17 protein-coding genes are annotated in these 21,354 nt (G+C 72.8%); 7 read left to right on the top strand and 10 right to left on the bottom strand.

Annotated elements, in window-relative coordinates; all coding sequences use genetic code 11:
• Window positions 1-6 precede the first annotated feature (6 nt).
• Window positions 7-480, top strand: a complete 474-nt coding sequence (locus KIK05_RS13565; RefSeq protein ID WP_214411017.1) for a nuclear transport factor 2 family protein — start codon at window positions 7-9, stop codon at window positions 478-480.
• A 352-nt stretch (window positions 481-832) separates the two neighbouring features.
• Here the strand turns inward: KIK05_RS13565 and KIK05_RS13560 are convergent, their stop codons facing one another.
• The gene (locus KIK05_RS13560; protein WP_214411016.1) at window positions 833-2,182 is read right to left on the bottom strand and encodes an MFS transporter; all 1,350 of its coding nucleotides are present in this window, start codon (window positions 2,180-2,182) and stop codon (window positions 833-835) included.
• 65 nt (window positions 2,183-2,247) lie between these two features.
• Between KIK05_RS13560 and KIK05_RS13555 the strand changes: the two genes are divergently transcribed.
• Entirely contained in the window at window positions 2,248-2,436 is a 189-nt protein-coding gene (locus KIK05_RS13555; RefSeq protein ID WP_214411015.1) for a hypothetical protein, read from the top strand.
• 47 nt (window positions 2,437-2,483) lie between these two features.
• On the opposite strand, the gene KIK05_RS13550 is transcribed toward KIK05_RS13555, so the two are convergent.
• Window positions 2,484-2,933 (bottom strand): MarR family winged helix-turn-helix transcriptional regulator, encoded by a 450-nt coding sequence (locus KIK05_RS13550; RefSeq protein WP_214411014.1) that lies wholly within the window; start codon window positions 2,931-2,933, stop codon window positions 2,484-2,486.
• 58 nt (window positions 2,934-2,991) lie between these two features.
• On the opposite strand from KIK05_RS13550, the gene KIK05_RS13545 reads away from it, so the two are divergent.
• Both KIK05_RS13545 and KIK05_RS13540 read left to right on the top strand, forming a co-directional pair.
• The gene (locus KIK05_RS13545) at window positions 2,992-3,357 is read left to right on the top strand and encodes a VOC family protein (RefSeq protein WP_214411013.1); all 366 of its coding nucleotides are present in this window, start codon (window positions 2,992-2,994) and stop codon (window positions 3,355-3,357) included.
• A 115-nt stretch (window positions 3,358-3,472) separates the two neighbouring features.
• Window positions 3,473-3,904, top strand: a complete 432-nt coding sequence (locus tag KIK05_RS13540; RefSeq protein ID WP_214411012.1) for a hypothetical protein — start codon at window positions 3,473-3,475, stop codon at window positions 3,902-3,904.
• Between the two features lie 146 nt (window positions 3,905-4,050).
• Here the strand turns inward: KIK05_RS13540 and KIK05_RS13535 are convergent, their stop codons facing one another.
• The 6 genes from KIK05_RS13535 to KIK05_RS13510 form a co-directional block, all read right to left on the bottom strand.
• Window positions 4,051-6,861 carry a DUF5682 family protein gene (locus tag KIK05_RS13535; protein ID WP_214411065.1) on the bottom strand — a complete coding sequence of 937 codons (2,811 nt, stop codon included), beginning with the start codon at window positions 6,859-6,861 and terminating at the stop codon, window positions 4,051-4,053.
• A gap of 161 nt (window positions 6,862-7,022) precedes the next feature.
• Window positions 7,023-8,138 (bottom strand): ATP-binding protein, encoded by a 1,116-nt coding sequence (locus KIK05_RS13530; RefSeq protein ID WP_214411011.1) that lies wholly within the window; start codon window positions 8,136-8,138, stop codon window positions 7,023-7,025.
• A 10-nt stretch (window positions 8,139-8,148) separates the two neighbouring features.
• Window positions 8,149-9,450 carry a VWA domain-containing protein gene (locus tag KIK05_RS13525; protein ID WP_250562710.1) on the bottom strand — a complete coding sequence of 434 codons (1,302 nt, stop codon included), beginning with the start codon at window positions 9,448-9,450 and terminating at the stop codon, window positions 8,149-8,151.
• An 8-nt stretch (window positions 9,451-9,458) separates the two neighbouring features.
• Window positions 9,459-10,865, bottom strand: a complete 1,407-nt coding sequence (locus KIK05_RS13520; RefSeq protein ID WP_214411009.1) for a hypothetical protein — start codon at window positions 10,863-10,865, stop codon at window positions 9,459-9,461.
• Window positions 10,865-11,368: a hypothetical protein gene (locus tag KIK05_RS13515; RefSeq protein WP_214411008.1), complete on the bottom strand. Its 504-nt coding sequence runs from the start codon at window positions 11,366-11,368 to the stop codon at window positions 10,865-10,867. The genes KIK05_RS13520 and KIK05_RS13515 overlap by 1 nt, the downstream gene beginning before the upstream one ends.
• A gap of 228 nt (window positions 11,369-11,596) precedes the next feature.
• The gene (locus KIK05_RS13510; protein ID WP_214411007.1) at window positions 11,597-12,451 is read right to left on the bottom strand and encodes a hypothetical protein; all 855 of its coding nucleotides are present in this window, start codon (window positions 12,449-12,451) and stop codon (window positions 11,597-11,599) included.
• 236 nt (window positions 12,452-12,687) lie between these two features.
• Here KIK05_RS13510 and KIK05_RS13505 point away from each other — a divergent pair, with 236 nt between their 5' ends.
• On the top strand, window positions 12,688-13,500 hold the full coding sequence (locus KIK05_RS13505) for an SAM-dependent methyltransferase (protein WP_250562709.1): 813 nt from the start codon (window positions 12,688-12,690) through the stop codon (window positions 13,498-13,500).
• A 93-nt stretch (window positions 13,501-13,593) separates the two neighbouring features.
• Window positions 13,594-17,142, top strand: coding sequence for a serine/threonine-protein kinase (locus KIK05_RS13500; protein WP_214411005.1), 3,549 nt, complete (start codon window positions 13,594-13,596; stop codon window positions 17,140-17,142).
• 5 nt (window positions 17,143-17,147) lie between these two features.
• Here the strand turns inward: KIK05_RS13500 and KIK05_RS13495 are convergent, their stop codons facing one another.
• A complete protein-coding gene (locus KIK05_RS13495; RefSeq protein ID WP_308249896.1) occupies window positions 17,148-19,430 on the bottom strand; it encodes an ATP-binding cassette domain-containing protein in 2,283 nt (760 codons plus the stop codon).
• 68 nt (window positions 19,431-19,498) lie between these two features.
• Between KIK05_RS13495 and KIK05_RS13490 the strand changes: the two genes are divergently transcribed.
• Entirely contained in the window at window positions 19,499-20,131 is a 633-nt protein-coding gene (locus KIK05_RS13490; protein WP_214411004.1) for a TetR/AcrR family transcriptional regulator, read from the top strand.
• A 74-nt stretch (window positions 20,132-20,205) separates the two neighbouring features.
• Here KIK05_RS13490 and KIK05_RS13485 read toward each other — a convergent pair whose 3' ends face one another.
• Window positions 20,206-21,291 carry a M24 family metallopeptidase gene (locus tag KIK05_RS13485; RefSeq protein ID WP_308249895.1) on the bottom strand — a complete coding sequence of 362 codons (1,086 nt, stop codon included), beginning with the start codon at window positions 21,289-21,291 and terminating at the stop codon, window positions 20,206-20,208.
• Between the last annotated feature and the right edge of the window lie 63 nt (window positions 21,292-21,354).

Genomic DNA, 21,354 nt, shown 5'->3' with positions numbered 1-21,354 from the left:
CATGGCATGCGACTCAACGACACGATCAACCAGTTCCACCGGTCATACAGTGACCACGACATCGAGGGATTGCTGACCCACCTGGCCGAGGACGTCACCATCCAGTTCCCGACCGGCCCACAGCCCATTCGCGGCAAGAAGAACATCGGGCCGGTCTGGACAATGGTGTTCACCACGCTGATCCCCGACATCCGCCAGGAGCTGCTCTCGACAGTGGCGCATGAACAGTTCGCGGCCTGCGAGTTCATCGAAACCGGAACGCTCACCATCCCGGCCGAAGCAGCCGGCCCGTTGGGCCTCACCCCCGGCGGGCGGCCCTATTCGATGAACATGGCCTCGTTCTTTCACTTCGACGACGAAGGCCTCATCGACGAGATCCGTTCCTACTGGGACACGGGGAGCTTCGCAGATCAGATCGGGATCGACATCGCCGTCATCCGCTCCCTGCAGGCTCGCGCACACTCGGCAAGAAGCAGCTGACGAACCGCTGCGCACCCGGAGCCGACAGGCTCCATTTCGACACCGGCCTCAGCAGGCGCAACGTCGCCCGAGCCGGCGCCGCGTGCCGTTCAAGGATGTGCCGGTGCCACCATCGATCACGGCGGCACACCGGACACCGCGCTCATCCTCGAGTACTACTGACCGGTCCTCTGCGTCGCCGGCTCCCTCGGACACCTGGAATCGTTCGATGACGACCTCTAAGTTGACCTTTTCGGTCCCGCCACCATCAAACCCGCATAAGCAGGTGGGCGATCCGGGCATCGGCGGACCGGTCCGCGGGCCGCCTCCGGCGGACCTCCTTCCCGCCGGTCAGGCCAGTCGTCGTCCGCCATCATCCGCTGGTGAGAGGCGTGCCGCGGTAGGTGCGCCAGACGGTGATGTCGTAGCCGATGCCCAGGGCGGCGCCGAGCAGGAGCGGGGCGCCGACGACGAACAACGGGCCGCTGAGCAGCAGGGTGGCGACCATGGGGCTGACGGAGACCGCGACACTGCGCGCCACGCCGGTCACGCTGGCCGCCGTGGTGCGGTGCGCGGGCGCGACGACGGCGGCGGTGAAGGCCTGGCGCGCCGGTACGTCGATCTTGGAGAACACCTGGCGGGCCAGCAGGAGGGCGACGGCGCCGCCGAGCGTGGGCGCGAACGGGATGCCGGCCAGCAGCAGGTTGGCGACAGCGTGCGGGAGCAGCATCGCCGTCAGCAGACCGCGCCGGGCGACCAGCAGGGGCGCGGCCGACTGGGCGAGGGCGGGCAGGAGGTTGGCGGCGGAGAACACCAGGCCCAGCTGAGCGGTGGTGGCTCCGTAGTGCCGGGCGAACCACCAGGCCAGGACGGCTTGCACGGCCAGCCCGCCGGAGAAGGCGTCCAGGGCGAAGAGCCCGGCCAGGCGGCGAACGGACCACGGTACCGGCCGGTGATGATCCTCCGGGCCCCCGGTGGGCTCCCCGCCGGCGTTGTGCTCGGACCCTGCGGTGGGCTCCAGCCCGGCGGTGCGCTCGGGGACGGCGGTTGGCTCGGGATCTATGGTCGGCTCCCGCCCGGCGGTGGGCTCGGGGGCGGCGTCCCGGGGTGGGGCCTCTACGTCGGCCGACAGGCGCAGGAACAGCATCACCGTGCAGGCGGCCAGGACCGCGTACAACGCGAAGGCCGCGTCGGCGGCCGACACCCACCGCTGCGTGCCGAGGACGGCGGCGGCCAGCCCGCCCGCGGCTCCCGCCGCCGACGCCACGACGTTGTAGCAGGTGAAGACGCGGGTGTGCCGGGAGGGACGGCAGGTCTGGGCGAGGATCGCCTGCTCGACACCCGAGAAGGGACTGTTGTCGTTGGTGGAGGGCGAGATGGTGCCGACGAAGGCCGCGGCGACCAGGAGAGGGTAGGACTCGCTCAGCGCGAAGACGACTCCGGCCAGCGCCATCAGGCAGCCGCACGCGATCAGCGTGCGCCGCCGCCCCCAGGTGTCGGCGAACAGCCCGAGCGCCAGGCCTGCCACCACCGACCCGGCGGAGGCCGCGGCCAGCAGCAGCCCGGTCTGCCATGGCGCGTCGCCGTCCTGGGCCAGCAGCTCGGCCAGCAGCACGCTGGTGCAGCCGTATCCGAACGTCCGCGCCGCCCGCGCCGCCACCACCAACCGCCCGTTGCGCCCTACTTCGGAGAGAAACAGGACGTTGACCTGCAGGTTCACCATGCGGCATGGTGCCCCACCCGACCGGCCTCCGCACGGCGAATCACCGAAGGTTTGGCCGATCAAAGGTGCGCGGCGGTCGTCAGGACGGGTGCTCCGGCGTGCTCGGCGAGGCCGGAGCGCCCGCCCAGGACGTCGTCGGCACCTTCGGGAACCGCGACACGCGAATTACGGCGGGCCGATGTGGAACGTGCGGCTCGATCACGGCGCTCCCGGTCCTGGTCGTGTCCGTGCCGGCCCAGCGGCAGTTCATCTAAGGCGTGGCCCGCACCGGGCTGAAGGGCTGAGGCCGTCTCCCCGCCTGTCAACCGCCGGCGTCGAGGGCCTCGGCCATCCGGTCGAGGGCGTCGAGGAGGGTCTCGGCACGGGCGGCGTCGAGGGGCGCGGTCATCCGGCGCTCGATGGTGAGCACGTCGGCGCGCGCCGCACGCAGCCGGGCGCGGCCTTCGTCGGTGAGCCGGGTGGGCAGCGCCCGCCCGTACGGGGCGGTGGAGGGACGCTCGACCAGGCCGGCGTCCTGCAGGTTGCGCAGCACGACGTTCATCGACTGGCGGGTGACGAACGTGCCCTGGGCCAGCTGGGCGTTGGACAGACCCGGCTGCTGGCCGAGTAGTTCGAGGCAGGCGTACTGCGGCGTGGTGAGACCGTGCTCCCGCAGCGCGGCGTCCATGGCGGAGCGGAGCGCGGCCTGGACCCTCTTGAGCTGGTACCCCATGCTGCGCCCGAGCTCGATGGAGGCGTCGTCTTGCTTCATGTCAGTATTTTGACATAGAGTCCCTCATGTCAAAATGCTGACATCAAAAGGAGCAGTCATGACCGTTTCCGGAGTCGACTTCGTCGCCCTGCAGGTGCGCGACCTGGAGGCCTCGGCGGCCTTCTACGAGAAGCACCTCGGCCTGCGCCGCGATCCCGCCGGGCCGCCGCACGCGGTGGTCTTCGCCACCAGCCCCATCCCCTTCGCCGTGCGCGAGCCGCTGCCGGGCGTCGACCTGGACCAGGCGGAACGGCCGGGCCTCGGCGTCGCCCTGTGGCTGAAGGCCGACGACGCCCAGCGCCTGCACGACGACCTCGCCGGCGCGGGCGTGCCGATCGTCGCGGCCCCCATCGACGGCCCGTTCGGCCGCACGTTCTCCTTCGCCGACCCGGACGGGTACGTTGTCACCGTCCACGACCGGTGACGACCACCGGGCCACGGGTACGGGCACCATTGCACGTGCGAACCCGCCCGCCGGGCGTACGCCGGGCGGGCGGGCGCGTGTCTGGGGGCCGGAGTGCCGGGTCACCGTCGGCCCTATGAGCGGCTTCCCACCTACTGACGCTGCCACCTGGACCACGACCACCTCGCTCGCTACCACAGCCCGCGCGTTCCCCACCGAAGACCCCGGCCCCCGGTGGTCCACCGACGCAGACGGCCGACGGCGCTATGAGGTCGGCTACATCTACCTCACCGTGCACGAAGCCTCATGGCTGCGCCCCGATCACCTGGAACTGTGCTTCATGGCCGCCACCAGCACCATGAGCCGTCTGTTCAGGAACTCGATGTCGATCCGGGACTTCTTCGCCACCCTGGCGATCCGCAACTCAGGGCTGCTCTGCGTGCTGGATGTGGAGGACGACGGGAAGATCGTGGTGTCGGCGGGGAACCGGCGACTGTTCGAACCCCTGGACGGGACACGGTGGACCTCGATTTCGGACCTGCTGTCCACGGACGGCCTGATCACCTGATCAACTCGATCCCTTCCAAGGGACCGCCTCAGCTCGGTCGACCAGGCTTCGATGACGACGCTCACGACCAGGCCGAATGCCGGCTGCTGGACGACGGGCGTGGCGACGAGGCCGCCGAGTACGTCCTGGCGGTCCCCCGGCATCGCCTAGGGGGCGATCCCCGCGGCCGGTAGCAGGCGGGTCAGGGCCTCGGCGGATTCGGGGTGCCGGGACACAAGGGCCGCCGCCTCCGCCGACGCGGAGTGACCGGGAAGGACGACCGCTGGGCTCGTGCCGGCGGCCGGTGTCATCCACGTTCCCTCGTAGCCGAGCAGCGCGGCCACGGCGTCGCAGGTCGCCGGGTGCGCGGTCAGGAGGCCGGTCACCGGGCCGGCGGGCCGGGGGACGGGTACGACCGCCTGGGGGGCCGGGCCGGAGGCGGGCGCCCAGGGGGGCACCCAGGCGTCCACGGCGGCGAGGGTCCCGGGGAACGTGCGGCCCGCCTCGCGGACGAGCACGGGCACCAGCTCGGGCGCCTGGTCGCGCAGGGTGGTGATCAGCTTGGGCAGCCACGGGAGCAGCACGCCGTCCGGCAGCCGCGCGAAGGCCTTGGAGATCACCTCGACCACGAACGGCGCCAGCGTCGGGACCGGTTCGAGCGCCTGGACGAACCCGCTGATGTACAGGGGGAACGACGGGACGACCAGCGGGTTGGCGAGCAGCTCGTCGCAGCGGGCCCGCAGCTCGGCCAGGGGAAGCGTGCCGAGCCGTGACTGGGCGGCCCACAGCAGCGCGACCTTGGCCGGCGCGGACGGGTGTGACTGCCGTACGGCGATCTCCAGCTGGGCCCGGTCGCAGCCGAGGGAGATGGCGAGGCCCTCCATCGTGAACAGGAACCCCAGCATGGCCGCCACCTGCCGGACTCCGGTGTCCTCGTCCACCGAGGCGGTGGGCAGCAGCGTGCAGTAGTGCGCGTAGCCGGCGGTGACGAACTCCCGGCACCAGGCGGGCAGCTCCGGCTCGGTGGCGCGGTAGTGGGCGAGCAGGCGGCGGATCCGGCTCAGCACTTCCGGGGCGTCGTCGACCGTCCGCTCGGCGGCCAGCAGCTCCACGGCGCGTTCCCCGAGCTCCTCGGCGAACCTCCGGCCGCCCAGGAAGACGATGGCGTCCTCGACGGCCGCGAGAGCGGTGGCGGCGCTCGCCGCCGGGTCCCGGACGGCGCGGCGCAGGCGCTGCTCCAGCACCTGCTCGACGGTGACGCCCTCGTAGCCCAGCTCGATGAGGGAGCGCTGGTGGCGGCCGAGGTCCAGGTCCCAGCTCTCCTGGATCGACCGCTCCCCCAGGCCGCGCGAGCCCATGATCGGACGGGCGGCCCCCTGCGGCAGCAGGCGCCGCAGGACCCACAGCAGGTCGGAGCAGGGCCGCAGCTCGGGACGGGCGTCCAGGTCGAGCAGCGCCCGCTGCACGTTGCGCTTGTCCAGCGCCAGCCCGAGCGGCGCCAGCCGGTCGTGGACGTCGCGGGCCAGCGGCGGGAGCGCCTCGTACCCGACCTGGCCGATCCGGTCGCCGCCGAGGAGGATCTCGCACAGGCGCCGCACGTCGCGGCGTCCGGGCACGACGTCCTTCTCGATGCACGTGACCGCGGCGTCCTGGAAGTCGTACGGCGTCGGGCGGGCCCGGTTGCGCAGGCCGGCGAGCAGGATGGAGGTCTCGAACACGGCGATGGCGTCGGCGGTGCTGGCCAGGTAGCCGTTGCGGCGGGCCAGGCGGACGATGTCGACGCACCAGCCGAGCAGCTCGTCCTCGTCGAGGCCGCCGAGGGCGGGCGGGCTGGACAGGAAGCCGGACAGCCGGTCGCCGGCCGGCCCGGCGGGAGCGGCGGGCGGGGCGGCGGCCGGGCTCTTGCGGCTCCCCTTCTGGCCCTGCAGCCGGAACGGGGTGACACCGCCGCGCGCCACGGCCTTCGTCCAGGTCGCGGCGGCGATCGACACCGAGCCGGAGGCCAGCCCGAACTGCGCCTCGATGGCCGAGTGGCTGGAGGGGATGAGCCCGTACAGCCAGCGGGTGGGGGTGCGCGGGGTGATCTCGTAGGCGGGCGCCCCCGGGGCCAGGCCGAACTGCTCGACGCGGCCGGCCGCGTGGTAGGCCCCGCAGACGTACATGCACCGCGCCGGGTCGGCCCCGGAGGCGGCGAGGTGCTCGCGCATGCGGGTCCACATGTACCGCTCGCGGTCCTCGTCGACGGCCTCCCGGCCGTCGCCGGCGGGGCGGAGGCGGCGGAAGAGGCTGCCGATCAGCACCATGACCTGCCGGTAGGTGTCGTGGTCGGCGCCGGCGAGGGGCTGCTCGACGTACTGGTCCCACCATTCCGACCAGTGCCGCACCTTGCCGTGGTGGAGCAGGTGGGCCTCCAGCTCGGCGAAGCGCGGCCGCAGGTCGCCGATCTCGACGCCGACGGCGTCGCCGTGCAGGGCCCCGTCCTCCCCGCCGGCCGGGGACGGCTCATCCGGCTCGGCCTGCTCGTCCGGCCGGGCCGTCTCGCGGGGCAGCCACTGGAAGACGTGGTCGGCGGAGCGGTCGACCAGCACCAGCTCGACGCCGGGGGTCTCCAGCGCGTAGGCGATGGCCTGGTACTCGGCCGAGGCCTCGGTGATGGGCGCGACGACGCTGAGCGGTCCCTCGACGTCCGGCGGGAAGCCCTCGGCCTTGGAGGCGAACGCCTGCAGCGCCACGGGGAGGCGGCAGTTGCGCAGTTCGCCGAGCAGCGGGGTGAGGTCCTCGCAGAGTTCGAGGTAGACGACCTCGGGCCGCTTCTCGCGCAGCCGTCTCGCCATGGCGAGCGCCGAGGCGGGCGAGTGGTGGCACACGGGGAAGATCTCGAGTTCCTCCCGCAGCGCCCGGTCGACGTCGTCGACCATGCCCGACAGGATGCCCGCGAGGGCGTCCGGCTCGGCGGCGAAGGCCTCTGCGGCGTCCATGAGCTGCCGGCGCAGGGCGGCGAAGGGCCCCGCGGGCGCGCCGCCGTCCAGCGAGCCCGGGACCGCGTGCCCGTCGGGCGGGGCCGGGACGGCGGACGCCCGGCCGCCGTCGCTCGCGGACGCCCGCACGATGCCGCCGCCCGCCGGGAAGGAGTCGGAGGTCATGAGAGCGTGGCGATCGCCTGGCGGCCGCCTTCGAGGAAGTCCTCCCACGGCCCGCCGTCCTTCTTGCTGCGAGGCTCGACCACACCGTGCCAGTACTTGTTCAGGATGGCGAGGTCCTCGGGGCTGCGCCGGGCCAGTGAGCCCACCAGCGAACCGGCGAGCGTCGCGGCGCGCAGCGTGCGGTCTCCGAAGAAGTGGCTGTGCAGGATGGCGTCCTCCAGCACGCCGATCTGCTCGGCGGTGGACAGCGACGACTCCAGCCTCTCGTCGTCGCTCGCCGCCGAGGCCGACGCCGACCGCAGGTCGGCGAAGCTCTGCAGCAGGATGTCCAGCAGCGTGGGGGGAACGTCCAGCTCGATCCGGTGGCGGCGGAGCAGTTCGGTGGTGCGGAAGCGCACGATCTCCGCCTCGCTGCGTTTGCTGGTCACCACCGGGATGCGGACGAAGTTGAAGCGCCGCTTCAGCGCCGAGGACAGGTCGTTCACCCCCCGGTCGCGGCTGTTGGCGGTCGCGATGATCGAGAAGCCGGGCTTTGCGAACACGATGTTGTCGTCGTCGAGCTCGGGGATGGACACGTACTTCTCGGACAGGATCGAGATCAGCGCGTCCTGCACGTCGCTGGTGGAGCGGGTCAGCTCCTCGAAGCGCCCGATGACGCCCCGCTCCATCGCCGTCATGATCGGCGAGGGGATCATCGAGTCGCGGGACTGCCCCCGCGCGATGACCATGGAGACGTTCCACGAGTACTTGATGTGGTCCTCGGTGGTGCCGGCGGTGCCCTGGACAACGAGGGTGGAGTTGCGGCAGATCGCGGCGGAGAGCAGCTCGGCCAGCCAGCTCTTGCCGGTGCCGGGGTCGCCGATCAGCAGCAGGCCGCGGTCGGAGGCGAGGGTCACGATGGCGCGCTCGACGAAGCTCCGGTCGCCGAACCACTTCTGCGGGATCTCGCGCTCCAGCCCGTCGGAACGCTCGGAACCGAGGACGAACAGCCGCACCATGCGGGGGCTGAGCCGCCAGGAGAACGGCTTGGGCCCGTCGTCGACGGACTCCAGGTAGTCGAGCTCGGCGGCGTACTTCACCTCGGCGGGGGCACGCAGCATGTCGTCGGTCATATGCGGTCTCCTAGGTGAGGAAGCTCTTGAGCTCGAAGACGAGTTTGCGGATGTGACCCGAGATCACCGGCGTGCCGAGGTCCTTGAACCGCTCCCGGAACCACGGGTTCACGATCTGACTGCCGGAGCTGTTGACCGAGCCGACCGGGATGAACCTCACGCCGGAGCGGTGCACCGCCTCGATGCCGTCGAACAGCGGCTGGGACCGGTCGAACTCGTAGAAGTCGGAGATCCACACCATGACGGTGTCGCGCGGGTTGGTGATCTTGGGCCGGGCCATGGCCATCGCCACCGGGCCGTCGTTGCCGCCGCCGAGTTTGGTGCGCAGCAGCACCTCGAACGGGTCGTGGACCCACGGCGTCAGGTCGAGCGCCCGGGTGTCGTAGGCGATCAGGTGCACGTCGACCTTGGGCAGGCCCGCGAAGATCGACGCCAGGATCGTGCAGTTCACCATCGAGTCGACCATCGACCCGGACTGGTCCACCACCACGATCAGCCGTGCGGGGGTGGTGCGGCGGGCGGTGTGCCGGTAGTACAGCCGGTCGACGTACAGCCGCTCGTCCTCGGGGCTCCAGTTGGTGAGGTTCTTCCAGATGGTGCGCTCGAGGTCGAGGTTGCGGAACACCCGCTTGGGCGGCACCGACCGGTCGATCTCGCCGACGCTGGTCTGCTCGACCTGGGTGCGCAGCACCTCGGCGACCTCGTCGACGTACCTGCGGATCAGCGCCTTGGCGTTGGCCAGCGCGACCCCCGACAGGTTGGCCTTGTCGCGCAGCAGCTGCTCGATCAGCGACATGCTGGGCGTCAGCTGCCGGGCCAGGACGGGGTCGGCGAGCACGTCGCGAAGGCGCATCCGGCGGACGAGGTCGCCCTCCAGGGCGGCCAGGGTTCCGGACAGGTCGCCCGCCCCGGGGCCGTCGCCGAGCGCGCGCCGCAACCATCCGGCGTCGTTCTTCCAGCCCGCGAGCCGCGTGGCGGTCACGCTGCCGGCCCCGGTGGAGAAGACGTTGAGCAGCAGCTTGGACACCAGGGCCGCGCGGCGCACCTCGGCCTCGCCGACGGGGCCGGGGTCACCGCCCGCGGCGTCGTCCCCCGGCTCGAGGAGGCCGTCGAACTCGCCGGCCAGCTCCGGGAAGCGTTGCACGAGGGTGTCGGCCGACACCGACGGGTCGAGCAGCGCGGGCGGCAGGCCGAGGTCGCCGACGACGGCGACGCTCGCGGCCTCCAGGGTGTGCTGCTCGTCGGAGTCGAACAGCCGCGCCAGCAGGCGCCAGTAGAGCACCTGGCGCCGGTTCTCGTGGGCGCCGGTCATCGGGTCGCTCATTTCCGCAGCAGCCGTCCCGCCCGCTCGCGCAGCACCGCCACCGCGTCGCCCGATTTGGCCTCGGCCTTGGCGACCTTGGGGTCGGTGGGGCCGAGCGCCCAGTCGCCGCTGTGGGCGGCGACCGGCTTGCGCTTGACGGTGGCCTGGACGGCCAGCGGCTGCAGCGTCCAGCGTCCGCCGTCCCAGCGCACCAGGCCGAGGCAGGCGGAGGACGCGGCGACCAGCTCGGGGGTGAGCGGGCCGCAGGCCGGCAGGCGGGCCGTGTCGGCGACGATCACGTTCCCGCCGAGGTCGAACGCCACCGCGCCGTCCTCGCCCGGGGTGGCCGTGTAGCCCTCGACGAGCACGGGCTCGCAGATGCGCGCCGGGTGGCGGTCGAGGGGCCGCACGGCCGGGGCCTGCGCGGCGGGGAGCTGGAGCCGGGCGACGGCGAAGGGATCGGCGGCGTCGCCGAGGCGGGCCCGCTCGTCGGTCCACACCAGGTCGCCGCCGGCGAGCAGGGGCATGCCGTCGACCTCCAGGGCGCGGCGTTCGGCCAGCGCGCCGAGCAGCACCGGGAAGCCGCCCAGCAGCCGCCACACGGCCGGCCCGGTGATCGTGTCGACCTTGGCCGCGGAGACGGACGCCCGTACCAGCCGCGAGGGGGCGTCTCCCGCCGGCTCCAGGACGGCGTGCACCTGAACCTGGACGGCGGTGGCGTGCTCGTGGACGTCGGCGCCGAGGATCAGCAGCCGGCCGGAGACGGTCCCGGCCGGCTCGGCGCCCGGCAGGCCGCCGGGCTGCGACAGCAGCAGGGCGCGCGTCCACAGGTCGGCCCAGCGGCGGGCGGGCACGACGTCCATGGTGGCGACGGGGCACGACGCGCGCAGCTCGGCCGCCAGGCCGTCGAGCAGCACCGCCAGGCGGCGCGTCGCGGGCTCGCCGAGCAGGGCGTCGAGCGTCTGCGCGGAGGCGGAGACGAGGTCGTGGTCGACGCCGCGCCAGCCGGTGATGGCGAGCTCGTGCAGCCACGACCGGCAGCCGGCGAGCAGGTTGCCGGGGAGGGACGCGGCGGCGGGCGGCTCCTCCCAGGACGTCCGCGCGCGCCCGGTCGCGGTGTCGAAGCGGTCGAGCAGCGCGTCGTGCACCGCGCCGAGCAGGGCGGCGCGCCCGCCCGCCAGCACCGTCAGGTGCTCCCCGGCGACCGAGCCGGAGGCGATCTTCTCGGCGGCCTCCGCCGTCGGCTCGCCGAGCGGGGTGGCGGCCAGCGCCCCGGCCAGGGCGGTGAGCGCGCCGGCGCGATCGCCGCCGAGGCGGGCGAACCCGTGCGTCAGGGCGTCGTCGAAGCCGGTCACCAGGTCGAGGGCCTGCGCGGCCCCGGCGGGATCGTCACCGAGCAGCTCGGCCAGCTGCACGCCGAGCATCAGCCCGCCGCCCTCGTGGCCGGGAACCAGTGCATTTCCTCGATCGGCACGGCGGCGGCGGGGATCTCGAGGTAGGCCAGGTGGCGCAGGAAGCGGCTGAACACCGCGGCCGCCCCGCCGGGCTCGATCGTGCCGTTGAGGCGCTCCATCAGGTCGTCGCCCGACACCCCGCCCTCGCCGGCGTCCACGCGGAGGTAGCGGGCGACGCGGTCGAAGCCGTACTGCAGCACGGCCTCGTCGGCGAGGGCGCGCAGGTGCTTGCAGGGCGAGCCGTGCAGGCCGCCGCAGGGCCGGTTGTTGTTGGTGCTGCAGCTGAAGCCGTGGGTCGCGGCGGCGATCGACGAGACATAGACCCGTTCGATGTCGGAGCCGCTCGACACCACGCCCTGCAGACGCCCGTCCGCCATCTCGACGAAGGGGACCTTCGCCAGCTTGCGGGGCCGGGCGGGCGGCACGACGGCCACCACACTGCACCGCTCCCACGCGGCGCTGTCCGCGTTCACGACCTGAAGCCTCCAGCCCTGCGCCGCGCGCGCGCCGACCGGCGGCCGACGCTCGGCGCGGACGGCCGACACATGATCGGGTAACCTACCGCATCCGCGTGCGGGCGGTGACCGGCTTCACATTCGGGACACTTCACACCGGCCGTCGGACGGCCGGGGCGCGGTCAGGTCACGCCCCGGCCTCCACCTGGGGCGTCCTGCAGGACACCCCAGGTCATGCTCACGAGGTCAGGACGAGGGCGTCGGGGCCGGCGTCGTGGTGTCGGTCGTGGTCGGGGTCGGCTCGGGTGTCGTGGGCGTCTCCGTCGGGGTCACGCTCGGGGTGGGCGTGGCGGTGTCGGTGGGCGTCGGGGACGGGGTCGTGGGCGGGGTGGGGCAGGCCTCCGGGCTGCCCTGGATCGACGGGACGGGGTTCTGCCAGGCCCGGTACCACCAGGTCCTGGAGCGCCAGAAGTTCTTCGCCGGACGGGTCAGGTCGGTGAGATAGGCGGCCGTGGCCGTCTCGCCCTCGGTGGTGGCGATCACGGACGTCCACTCCCCCTGGCGGACCTCCTTGTTCCGATGCCCCGAGGTGACGCGGGTGTCCTCGGTGATGGCGTACACCTTCTCGAAGCCGTCCCGGCTGCGCACGGTGATGGAGTCCTCCGTGACGGCGGTGGCCTCACCGGTCTGGGCGAGCAGGGTCAGCGTTCCGCACCCGTCCTTGGTGGGGACGGAGAACTCCCCGTGCAGCGCGCCCGCGAACACCCTCGGGTCGAGGCGGGGCACCTCCACGGGGGTGGGCTGGGGAGCCGGGGTGGCGGTGTCGGTGGGGACCGGGGTCGCCGTGCTCGTGTCCGTGGGGGCCGGCGTGGCCGTGTCGGTGGTGGTCGGGGTGGGGGCGGGCGTCGCGTCGGTGGTGGTCGGGGTGGGGGCCGGGGTCGAAGGGCTGACCGGGGACGCGGCCGACGCGGCGGCCACTCCGACGCCGCCGGACGCCAGCAGCACCGTCGCCGCGAACACCAGCGGCCCGGCCGAGCGCAGACGCGGGCGCCGGTCCCAGGACGGACCTCTGTCCGGCCGGCCGGGGGTTGTTGGGGGCACCTTGTTCCTCCATCCATCCATCTCGATTCGATAACGGTGTCTTTGCGTACCCCCTCGACATCAGGCAAACACTTTTTTGGCCAGAAATCCTGAAAAAGGGTGGTCTCAACTTGGCCTCTGGAACGTGCAAAAAAGAGGCGAAGCACGGCGAATTCCCAGCTCATTCGGCACAATTGGCAATCTTCGGCAATGCCGGAGATTGCGCGGCGAATTGGAGGCACGCCAAGATGCCTGCCATGATCGACGACCTCGAGAGCAGGATCAGGGCCCACGTCCCGCACAGCGCACGGGTCTGGAACGTCTTCCTCGGCGGCAAGGACAACTACCCCGTCGACCGCGAGGCCGCCCGGCGCTACCGCGAGTTCTTCCCCCAGATCGACGCCATCGCCCTCACCGACCGGGCATTCCTGGGCCGCGCGGTCCGCTACATGGCGGGTGAGGCGGGCATCCGGCAGTTCCTCGACATCGGCACCGGCCTGCCGACGATGGACAACACCCATGAGGTCGCCCAGCGGGTGGCCCCCGAGTCGCGGGTGGTGTACGTCGACAACGACCCCCTGGTCCTGGTGCACGCCCACGCCCTGCTCACCAGCACGCCGCCGGGCGTCACCGACTACGTCGAGGCCGACCTGCGCGAACCCGGCAAGATCCTCGCCAAGGCGGCCAGGACGCTCGACTTCGATCGCCCGGTCGGGCTCATGCTGCTGGGCATCCTCCACTTCGTCGAGGACTTCGACCAGACGCGCGAGGTCGTGGCCCGGCTGGTCGACGCCCTGCCGCCCGGATCCCACCTCGCGCTCACCCACGCCACCTTCGACATCGGCGACCAGGAGGTCGTCCAGGCGAACGCGGCGGCCCAGGCGGACTACAACTCCGGCGCCGACACCCCCCTCACGGCCCGGACCAGGGACCAGATCCTCCGCTTCTTCGACGGCCTGGAGCTGGTCGAGCCCGGCCTGGTGTCGATGTCGCGCTGGCGGCCCGAGGCCACCCCGTACGGCGAGCCCGCGGAGGTCGCCGGTTTCTGCGGGGTCGGCCGCAAGCCGTAGCGCGGCGCCGCCCCGCGGCGTCCGTCCTCCCGCGAACTTCGCCGGGGCGGGCGGCATCTAAGGGGGCGTGACGCACGACGGACAGGGTGGTCGATGATGGCGGGGTCGGGGCTGGCGGCGGGGGATCCCTCCCGGTTGGGCGATTACTGGCTGGCAGGGCGGCTGGGGGCCGGTGGCCAGGGCGTGGTGTACGAGGCCTACGACGCCGAGGGCGCCCGGGTGGCGATCAAGGTGCTGCACCCCGACGCCGCCGCCGACGGCGACCTGCGCTCCCGGTTCGGCAAGGAGGCCACCGCCGCCCGGCGGGTGGCGTCCTTCTGCACGGCCCGGGTGCTGGCGGTGGATCTGGACGGCGAGCGGCCCTACATCGTCAGCGAGTACATCCAGGGCCCCAGCCTGCGCCAGGCCGTGACCGGGGGGCGGCGGTTCGCCGGGGACGATCTGTACCGGCTGGCCACGGCGGTGGCCACCGCGCTGACGGCGATCCACGACGCGGGGGTGATCCACCGCGACCTCAAGCCCGACAACGTCCTGCTGGGCCCCGACGGGCCGCGCGTCATCGACTTCGGGGTCGCCCGCACGCTGGAGATGTCGCTGACCGCGACCGGCCTGGTCACCGGCACGCCCACCTACATGGCGCCCGAGGTCTTCACCGGGCAACGCGCGGGGGCGCCCGCCGACGTCTTCTCCTGGGGTGCCATCGTCGTCTACGCCGCGGCCGGTGACGACCCGTTCCGGGCCGAGACCCTCGGCGCGGTCATGCACAAGGTGCTGGCCGTCGATCCCGACCTGGACGACCTGCCCGCGGCGCTGCGGCCGCTGGTCGCCGCCGCCCTGTCCAAGGACCCCCTGGCCCGTCCCACCGCCCGCGAGCTGCTGCTCGGCCTGGTCAGCGGGTTCTCCGGCACGCAGGCCGAACTGCTCGGCAAGGGCAGCGCCGAGGCGGCCCTGCTGGGCGCCTCCGGCGACGACCCCGCTCTCGGCACGCTCGCCGAGGACGCCTACGGGTTCCTCACCCCCGCCGAGCGCAACCTCGTCCCCGACCTGTTCCTGCGGCTGGTGGGCGTCGGCGAGGCCGGTGAGATCGTCATGCGGACCGTGTCGCGCGGCGAGCTGGCCGACGGGCGCACCCCCGAGGAGGAGGCGGCGCTCAACCGGGTGCTGGAGGTGTTCTCCTACCTGCTGGGCACCCGCGACGACACCGTCTTCCTCGCCAGGCCCGCCCTGGTGCAGGCCTGGCAGCGGCTGCGCTCCTGGGTGGCCGACGAGCGTGACGGGCTGCGGGCGCACGCGGCCATCCACGCCGCCGCCCGGCACTGGGACGACCACGGCCGCCGCCCGGCCGATGTCTACCAGGGCAGCCGCCTGGAGGCCGCGCTGCGCTGGGCCGCCACCGGTCGCCGCCACCTCACCCTGACCAAGCTCGAACGCGACTTCCTCGACGCCTCCAATGCGGCCACCCGCCACCGGGTCCGCCGCCGCCGCCTGGTCACCACCGCTCTGGCCGTCCTGCTCGTCCTCGCCCTCGCCGGCGGCACCCTCGCGGTCCGGCAGAGCAGCGAGATCGCCGCTCAGCGCGACACCGCCGCCGCCGGCCAGCTGGCCGGGCAGGCCGACGCGATGCGCACCGACGACCCGCGGCTGGCCATGCTGCTCAGCGTCGCCGCCTGGCGGCTGTCCCCCACGTCCGCCACCCGCTCCACCCTGCAGAACGCGTGGGCGCAGCGGGAAAGGCAGGTCTTCGCCGACCCCGAGCGCGGCGGCCAGACGGTACGGCAGATCACCGCCGACGGCCGCCGGCTGTTCAGCGTGTCCCCCCGAGGGGTGCGCGTCTACGACCTGCGCACCGGGCGGCGCGTCGGCGGCTGGGACGGCCTCGGCATCGGCACGGACCGGTTCGAGGGGGCCAGCCTGAGCCCCGGCGGCCGCTACCTCGCCGTCGCGGCGGGCGACAAGATCAAGGTCTGGGACACCACCACGGCCAGGCCCACCGGAGCCGTCCGCAAGGTGGAGAATCCCGGCCTGCTCGGCCTGATCACATTTCAGAACGGCGACCGGTACCTCAAGGTCGAGCTCGGCACGGACAGGGAACTGTGGGACACGCGGACGGGCGCCGTCGTGAGGCTCAAGTCCGGGATCACCACCGTCTCGGTCACCCCGGCGAACGACCTGGCGGCCGTGACCGACCCCGACGAGCGTTTCCGGCTGCTCCGGCTTCCGGGCGGCGAGCCGGTCGGGCACTGGCACGACTCCGGCACCTGCACCGAGAACGCGGCGGACGTGGCCTTCAGCCCGGACGGGCACACCCTCGCCTGCGCGACCGGCTCGTACGTCACCCTCGTCGACGTGCGCACCGGGCGCAGGCTCCCCGGCGACACCGCCTCGGTGGAGTGGCGCTCCGACACCGGTCACCTGTGGTTCAGCCCGGACGGGCGCCACCTGGTGATCTCCCAGGAGGACTCCTGGGAGATCGTGCGGGTCTCGGACCGCAAGATCCTGCTGACCTGGCGGGGCACTGCCGAGGGGCTGGGGTTCGACGGGACGACGGTCCGCCTCCTCACCGACGACACCGTGGTGAGCGTCGACGTCTCCGACGCTCTCGCCCCGGCACACCTGACGAGCACACGTCCGGACTCGGCGGTGTTCAGCCCGGACGGCCGGTTCCTCGCCACGTTCCAGGAGAAGAGCTTCCGGGTCGTGCTCTGGGACCTCGCGCGGCACCGTCCCGTGGGTTCCCCGCTGCGGCCGACCGTCGGGGACGGCAGCGGCGGCCTGCTCGCCTTCAGCGGGGACGGCCGCCTGCTGGCGATGATGGGCGAGCTCGGCGACACGGTCGAGGTCCGGGACACCGCGACGCTGAAACTGGTCCGCCGGGCCCGGCTGCCCGCCGGGTGGGCCTCGTCGTCGCTGAGCGTGAACGACGACGGCACCCTCCTCGCGGTCACCGCCGCCGACGGCGTCGGCGACGACTACTCGGGGAAAACCGTCAACCGGGCGTTCGTCCTGGATCTGCGGCAGGGCCGCTGGATCGGCAAGGTCGACTACCCCTACTACACACAGGTCGTCTTCAGGCCCGGCAGCCGCATGATCGCCCCGGTCAGCGGCTCGGCCAACCAGCTGGTCGACGTGTCCACGGGACGGCCGATCGGCAACGTCTTCGGCGGAGGTTCGCTCTTCTCCCTGGTCAACGCCCTGGGCTTCAGCCCGGACGGGGCGACGGCCGCCACCGGCGACCTGTCCGGGCGGCTGGCCTTCTGGGACGTGCGCACCGGCGACCAGCGCGGCCAGTCCTCCCGGGCGCACACCCTCAAGGGCGGGATCTCCCGCATCGTCTTCTCCCCCGAGGGCGATGTGGCGGTCTCCACGGGGGCGTCGGAGGTACAGCTCTGGGACGCCCGCGCCACCCGCAAGCTCGGGCCTTCGATCAATCTCGGCGCGGGCCAGAACCTGCTGTCGGTCGCGTTCGGCTCCGGCGGCACGGTCCTCCACACGATCGACGAGAGCGGCGTGCTGCGGGACGTCACCGTCGATCCCGGCCGCGCGGCCGCCGAGGTCTGCGCCCGGGCGGGAGGGACGCTGACCCCGGCCGAGTGGGAGCGGTACCTGCCCGGCATCTCCTACCGCGACGTCTGCCCGCGCTGACGGGCTCAGGCCGCGCCCGCCACCTCCCGGCGCAGGTATTCGGCCGTGTGGGAGCCGTCGGCCGTCAGCAGGCCGGCGGGCGTGCCCTCGTAGAGGACCCGCCCGCCGTGCCGTCCCGCCCCGGGGCCGAGGTCGACGACCCAGTCGGCGTTCGCGATCACCTGCAGGTCGTGCTCGACCACGATCACGGTGTTGCCGCCGTCGACCAGGCGGTCGAGCAGGGCGAGCAGCCTGTCGACGTCCGAGACGTGCAGTCCGGCGGTGGGCTCGTCGAACACGTACACCGCCCCCGACTCCCGCAGCCGGGTCGCCAGCTTGAGCCGCTGCCGCTCGCCCCCGGAGAGGGTGCTGAGCGGCTGCCCGAGCGTGAGATAGCCCAGCCCCACCTCGCCGAGCGTGTCCAGCGCGCGTGACACCGCCGGTTCGGTGAAGAAGCCGCGCGCCTGGTCGACCGTCAGGTCCAGCACCTCGGCGACGGTCCTGCCGCGCAGCCGGTGCGCCAGCGCCTCCGGGCGGAACCGGCGGCCCTCGCACACCTCGCACACGGTGGTCACCGGGTCCAGGAACGCCAGGTCGGTCTGGACGTACCCCTTGCCCTGGCAGGCGGGGCAGGCGCCCGCGGAGTTGAAGCTGAACAGCGCCGGGTCGGCCCCGCCCGCCTGGGCGAACAGCTCCCGCACGGTGTCCATGACGCCGATGTAGGTGGCCGGGGTGGAGCGCGAGGAGCCGCCGATCGCCGACTGGTCGACGACGACGGACCGGGGGTGCTGGGCGGTGAACACCTTCGAGATCAGGGTGCTCTTGCCCGACCCGGCGACGCCCGTCACCGCGGTGAGCACCCCTGTGGGAATGCCGACGGTGAGGTCGAGCAGGTTGTGCAGGTTCGCGGCGCGGATGGTCAGTACGCCGGACGGGGTGCGCGGGGACCGTTTCACCGTGAGCGGGCGGCTCAGTGCCAGCCCGGTCGGGGTGCCGGCCTCGCGCAGCGCCGCCACGCCGCCCTGGAAGAGCACCTGCCCGCCGTCCGTCCCGGCGGCGGGGCCCATGTCGATCACGTGGTCGGCCAGGGCGATGACGTGGGGGTCGTGCTCGACCACCAGGACGGTGTTGCCGCGGTCGCGCAGTCCGAGCAGCAGCTCGCCCAGCCGGCGCACGTCGCGCGGGTGCAGTCCGGTGCTGGGCTCGTCGAAGATGTAGGTCATGCCGGTCAGGCTCGATCCCAGGTGGCGCACCGTCTTCAGCCGCTGCGCCTCCCCGCCCGACAGGGTGGAGGTCTCGCGGTCGAGGCTGAGGTAGCCGAGCCCGAAGGTCTCGAGGCGGCGCAGCGCGGCGAGCGCGGCGGTCGCGACGGGGACCGCCACCGGGTCGTCGATCCGTTCCAGTTCAGCGATGAGGTCGGTCACCTCCATGGCGCAGTGGTCGGCGATGGTGTGCCCGCCGATGGTGGAGGCCAGGGCGGCCTGGTTGAGCCGGGCGCCGCCGCAGGCCGGGCAGCGGCCCCGCGTGGTGAGGCGCTCCAGGGCCTGCTGCGTCTTGCCGGTGCCCGCGCCCGGGGCGCGCTTGAGGTAGCGCCGGTTCATGATCCCGACGACGCCTTCGTACTCGTTCTGGTAGACGCCGCGGCGGCTGGCGCGGGCGACCTTGAACCCGCCGCCGTACAGCAGCAGCTCGCGCTCGGCCTCGGTGAAGTCGCGCAGCGGCTTGTCGGGGTCGAACAGTCCCGACTCGGCGTACAGCTGCCAGGTGGCGGTGCCGACGGCGAACGCCGGAAACCGGATCGCCCCCTCGCCGAGCGACTTGTCCTCGTCGAGCAGTTCCCGCAGGTCCAGGCGGACGACGTGGCCCAGCCCCTCGCACTCCGGGCACATGCCCTGGGGGTCGTTGAAGGAGTACGCGCTGGAGTGCCCGGCGCTGGGCGAGCCGTGGCGGGAGAACAGCACCCGGAGGATGGGGTGGATCTCCGTCATCGTCCCGACCGTGGAACGGGAGTTGCCGCCGACGTGCCTCTGGTCGACGACGATCGCGGGCGAGAGGTTCTCGATCGCCTCGGCGCGGGGCCGCTCGTAGTGGGGCAACCGGTTCCGGAGGTACGCCGGGAAGGCCTCGTTCAACTGGCGCTGCGACTCCACGGCGATGGTGTCGAAGACGATCGACGACTTGCCGGATCCCGACACTCCGGTGAAGACGGTCAGCAGTCCTTTCGGGATCCGCACCGAGACGTCCTTGAGGTTGTTCTCCCGCGCTCCGCTGATCACGATGGCGGACCGCTCCGCCTGGCCGATGCCCACCCTGTCCTCCTTCACGGCTATGGCTAATAGCTATAGCTAAGGCTATTACCAATAGTACTATGGGCGGCATGGAGGGCATCAAGGAAGCGGGCGGCGACCGGCGCGGGCGGCGGCGCGCCGAGACCAAGGCCGAGATCCTCGAGATCGCCGTCGAGCTGATGGCGGAGGAGGGCGCGGCCGGTCTCAGCCTGTCGGCGGTGGCCCGGCGCTTGGGCATCCAGCCGCCCTCGGTCTACAAGTACTTCCCGTCCCGGCACGCGGTGTACGACGCGGTGTTCGCCCAGGGGCAGCGCGACTTCCTGGCGGCGCTGCGCCGGGGCGCGGCGGGCCGCGAGCCCGGCCTGCCCGCGCTGTTCGGCGCCGTCACGGCCGGCATGCGATGGGGGGTCGAGCACCCGGCGGTCGCCCAGCTGCTCTTCTGGCGCCCCGTCCCGGGGTTCGAGCCCTCACCCGAGGCCTACGCGCCGGCGCTGGAGGCGGTCGGCCAGATCGGCGACCTGGTGGCCGAGGCCGTCCGCCTCGGCGGGCTGCACCCCGGCGCCGACAGCGACGAAGGCCGCGAGATGCTGGGGGTGCTGCTGGCCGGGGTGGTCACCCAGCAACTGGCCAACGACCCCGGCACCCCGTTCGACGAGGGCCGTTTCAGCCGGCACACAGAAGCCGTCCTCCGCGCCTTCACCCTCCTCTACCCGCCCCCCTGAACAGGGCGAAGCCCGGACCAGCGATGATCCGGGCTTCTCGGGCCGCTCGGGACCCGCATGGTGGAACCGGGCGATCAGACCACGACGAGCTCGCGAGGCCGGTTGTTGAGGCGCTCGCCACCGTCCTCGGTGCAGATCAGGATGTCCTCGATGCGCGCGCCGTGCCGGCCCGACAGGTAGATGCCCGGCTCGACCGAGAACGCGAAGCCCGGCGCGAGCGGCTCGGTGTTGCCCGCCACGATGTAGGGCTCCTCGTGGGTCTCCAGGCCGATGCCGTGACCGGTGCGGTGGATGAAGTGGTCGCCGTACCCGGCCTCGGCGATGACCTCCCTGGCCGCCGCGTCGATCGACTCGCACGACACGCCCGGGCGCACGGCCTCGCAGGCGGCGTCCTGGGCGCGGCGCAGCACCTCGTAGTACTCCGCGAAGTCGGCGGGCGGCTCACCCACGCAGTACACGCGGGTGGAGTCGGAGCAGTAGCCGCTCGGCATCTGGCCGCCGATGTCGATCACCACCGGCTCGCCGGCCTGGATGACACGGTCGGAGAGCTCGTGGTGGGGGCTCGCGCCGTTCGGGCCGGAGGCCACGATCACGAAGTCGACGGTGGCGTGCCCGGCGGCGAGGATCGCCTCGGCGATGTCGCGGCCGACCTCGCGCTCGGTGCGCCCGGCCTTCAGGAACTGCGGCACCTGGGCGTGGACGGCGTCGATGGCCGCGCCCGCCTCACGCAGCGCCGCGGCCTCCGCCGGGCTCTTGCGCGTGCGCAGGCCCCTCAGCACCGACGTGGCGAGCACCTGCTCGGCGCCGGGGAGGACGGAGCGGAAGCGCAGCGAGTGCATGGCCCACATGCGCTCGGCCAGCCCGATGGTGGCGACCTGCCCGATCCTGCCGGCGACCACGGAGTACGGGTCGTCGGTCTCGTCCCACGCCACGAACTCCAGGCCGAGCCGGGCGGCGGGCGAGTGCTCGGCCGCGGGGATCTCGAGCCTGGGCACCATTATGAACGCCTCCCCCTCGGCGGGCACCACCAGGCAGGTGAGCCGCTCGAGCGGAAGGGCGTCGTAGCCGGTGACGTACCGCAGGTCGGCTCCCGGCGTCAGCAGGAGGGCGCCGATCCCGGCGGCGCCGACCGCCTCGCGCACGGCGGCCAGGCGGCTCACAGGGTAAAGGTCAGAAGGGGTCGTAGTCACACCGCCCAATGTATTCCACCCCGATCGATCACT

The sequence above is a fragment of the Sphaerisporangium fuscum genome, from assembly GCF_018531465.1.
Lineage (GTDB): Bacteria > Actinomycetota > Actinomycetes > Streptosporangiales > Streptosporangiaceae > Sphaerisporangium > Sphaerisporangium fuscum.
Note: the sequence above shows the minus strand (reverse complement) of the source record. Positions and strands in the feature narration are given on the sequence as shown.

Coding starts and splice junctions, on each gene's coding strand:
- KIK05_RS13550 (WP_214411014.1), bottom strand. CDS start 2,933: ATGAAGCAAGACGACGCCTCCATCGAGCTCGGGCGCAGCATGGGGTAC.
- KIK05_RS13505 (WP_250562709.1), top strand. CDS start 12,688: ATGATCGACGACCTCGAGAGCAGGATCAGGGCCCACGTCCCGCACAGC.
- KIK05_RS13530 (WP_214411011.1), bottom strand. CDS start 8,138: ATGACCGACGACATGCTGCGTGCCCCCGCCGAGGTGAAGTACGCCGCC.
- KIK05_RS13500 (WP_214411005.1), top strand. CDS start 13,594: ATGATGGCGGGGTCGGGGCTGGCGGCGGGGGATCCCTCCCGGTTGGGC.
- KIK05_RS13545 (WP_214411013.1), top strand. CDS start 2,992: ATGACCGTTTCCGGAGTCGACTTCGTCGCCCTGCAGGTGCGCGACCTG.
- KIK05_RS13520 (WP_214411009.1), bottom strand. CDS start 10,865: ATGCTCGGCGTGCAGCTGGCCGAGCTGCTCGGTGACGATCCCGCCGGG.
- KIK05_RS13540 (WP_214411012.1), top strand. CDS start 3,473: ATGAGCGGCTTCCCACCTACTGACGCTGCCACCTGGACCACGACCACC.
- KIK05_RS13525 (WP_250562710.1), bottom strand. CDS start 9,450: ATGACCGGCGCCCACGAGAACCGGCGCCAGGTGCTCTACTGGCGCCTG.
- KIK05_RS13565 (WP_214411017.1), top strand. CDS start 7: ATGCGACTCAACGACACGATCAACCAGTTCCACCGGTCATACAGTGAC.
- KIK05_RS13535 (WP_214411065.1), bottom strand. CDS start 6,861: ATGGACGCCGCAGAGGCCTTCGCCGCCGAGCCGGACGCCCTCGCGGGC.
- KIK05_RS13490 (WP_214411004.1), top strand. CDS start 19,499: ATGGAGGGCATCAAGGAAGCGGGCGGCGACCGGCGCGGGCGGCGGCGC.
- KIK05_RS13560 (WP_214411016.1), bottom strand. CDS start 2,182: ATGGTGAACCTGCAGGTCAACGTCCTGTTTCTCTCCGAAGTAGGGCGC.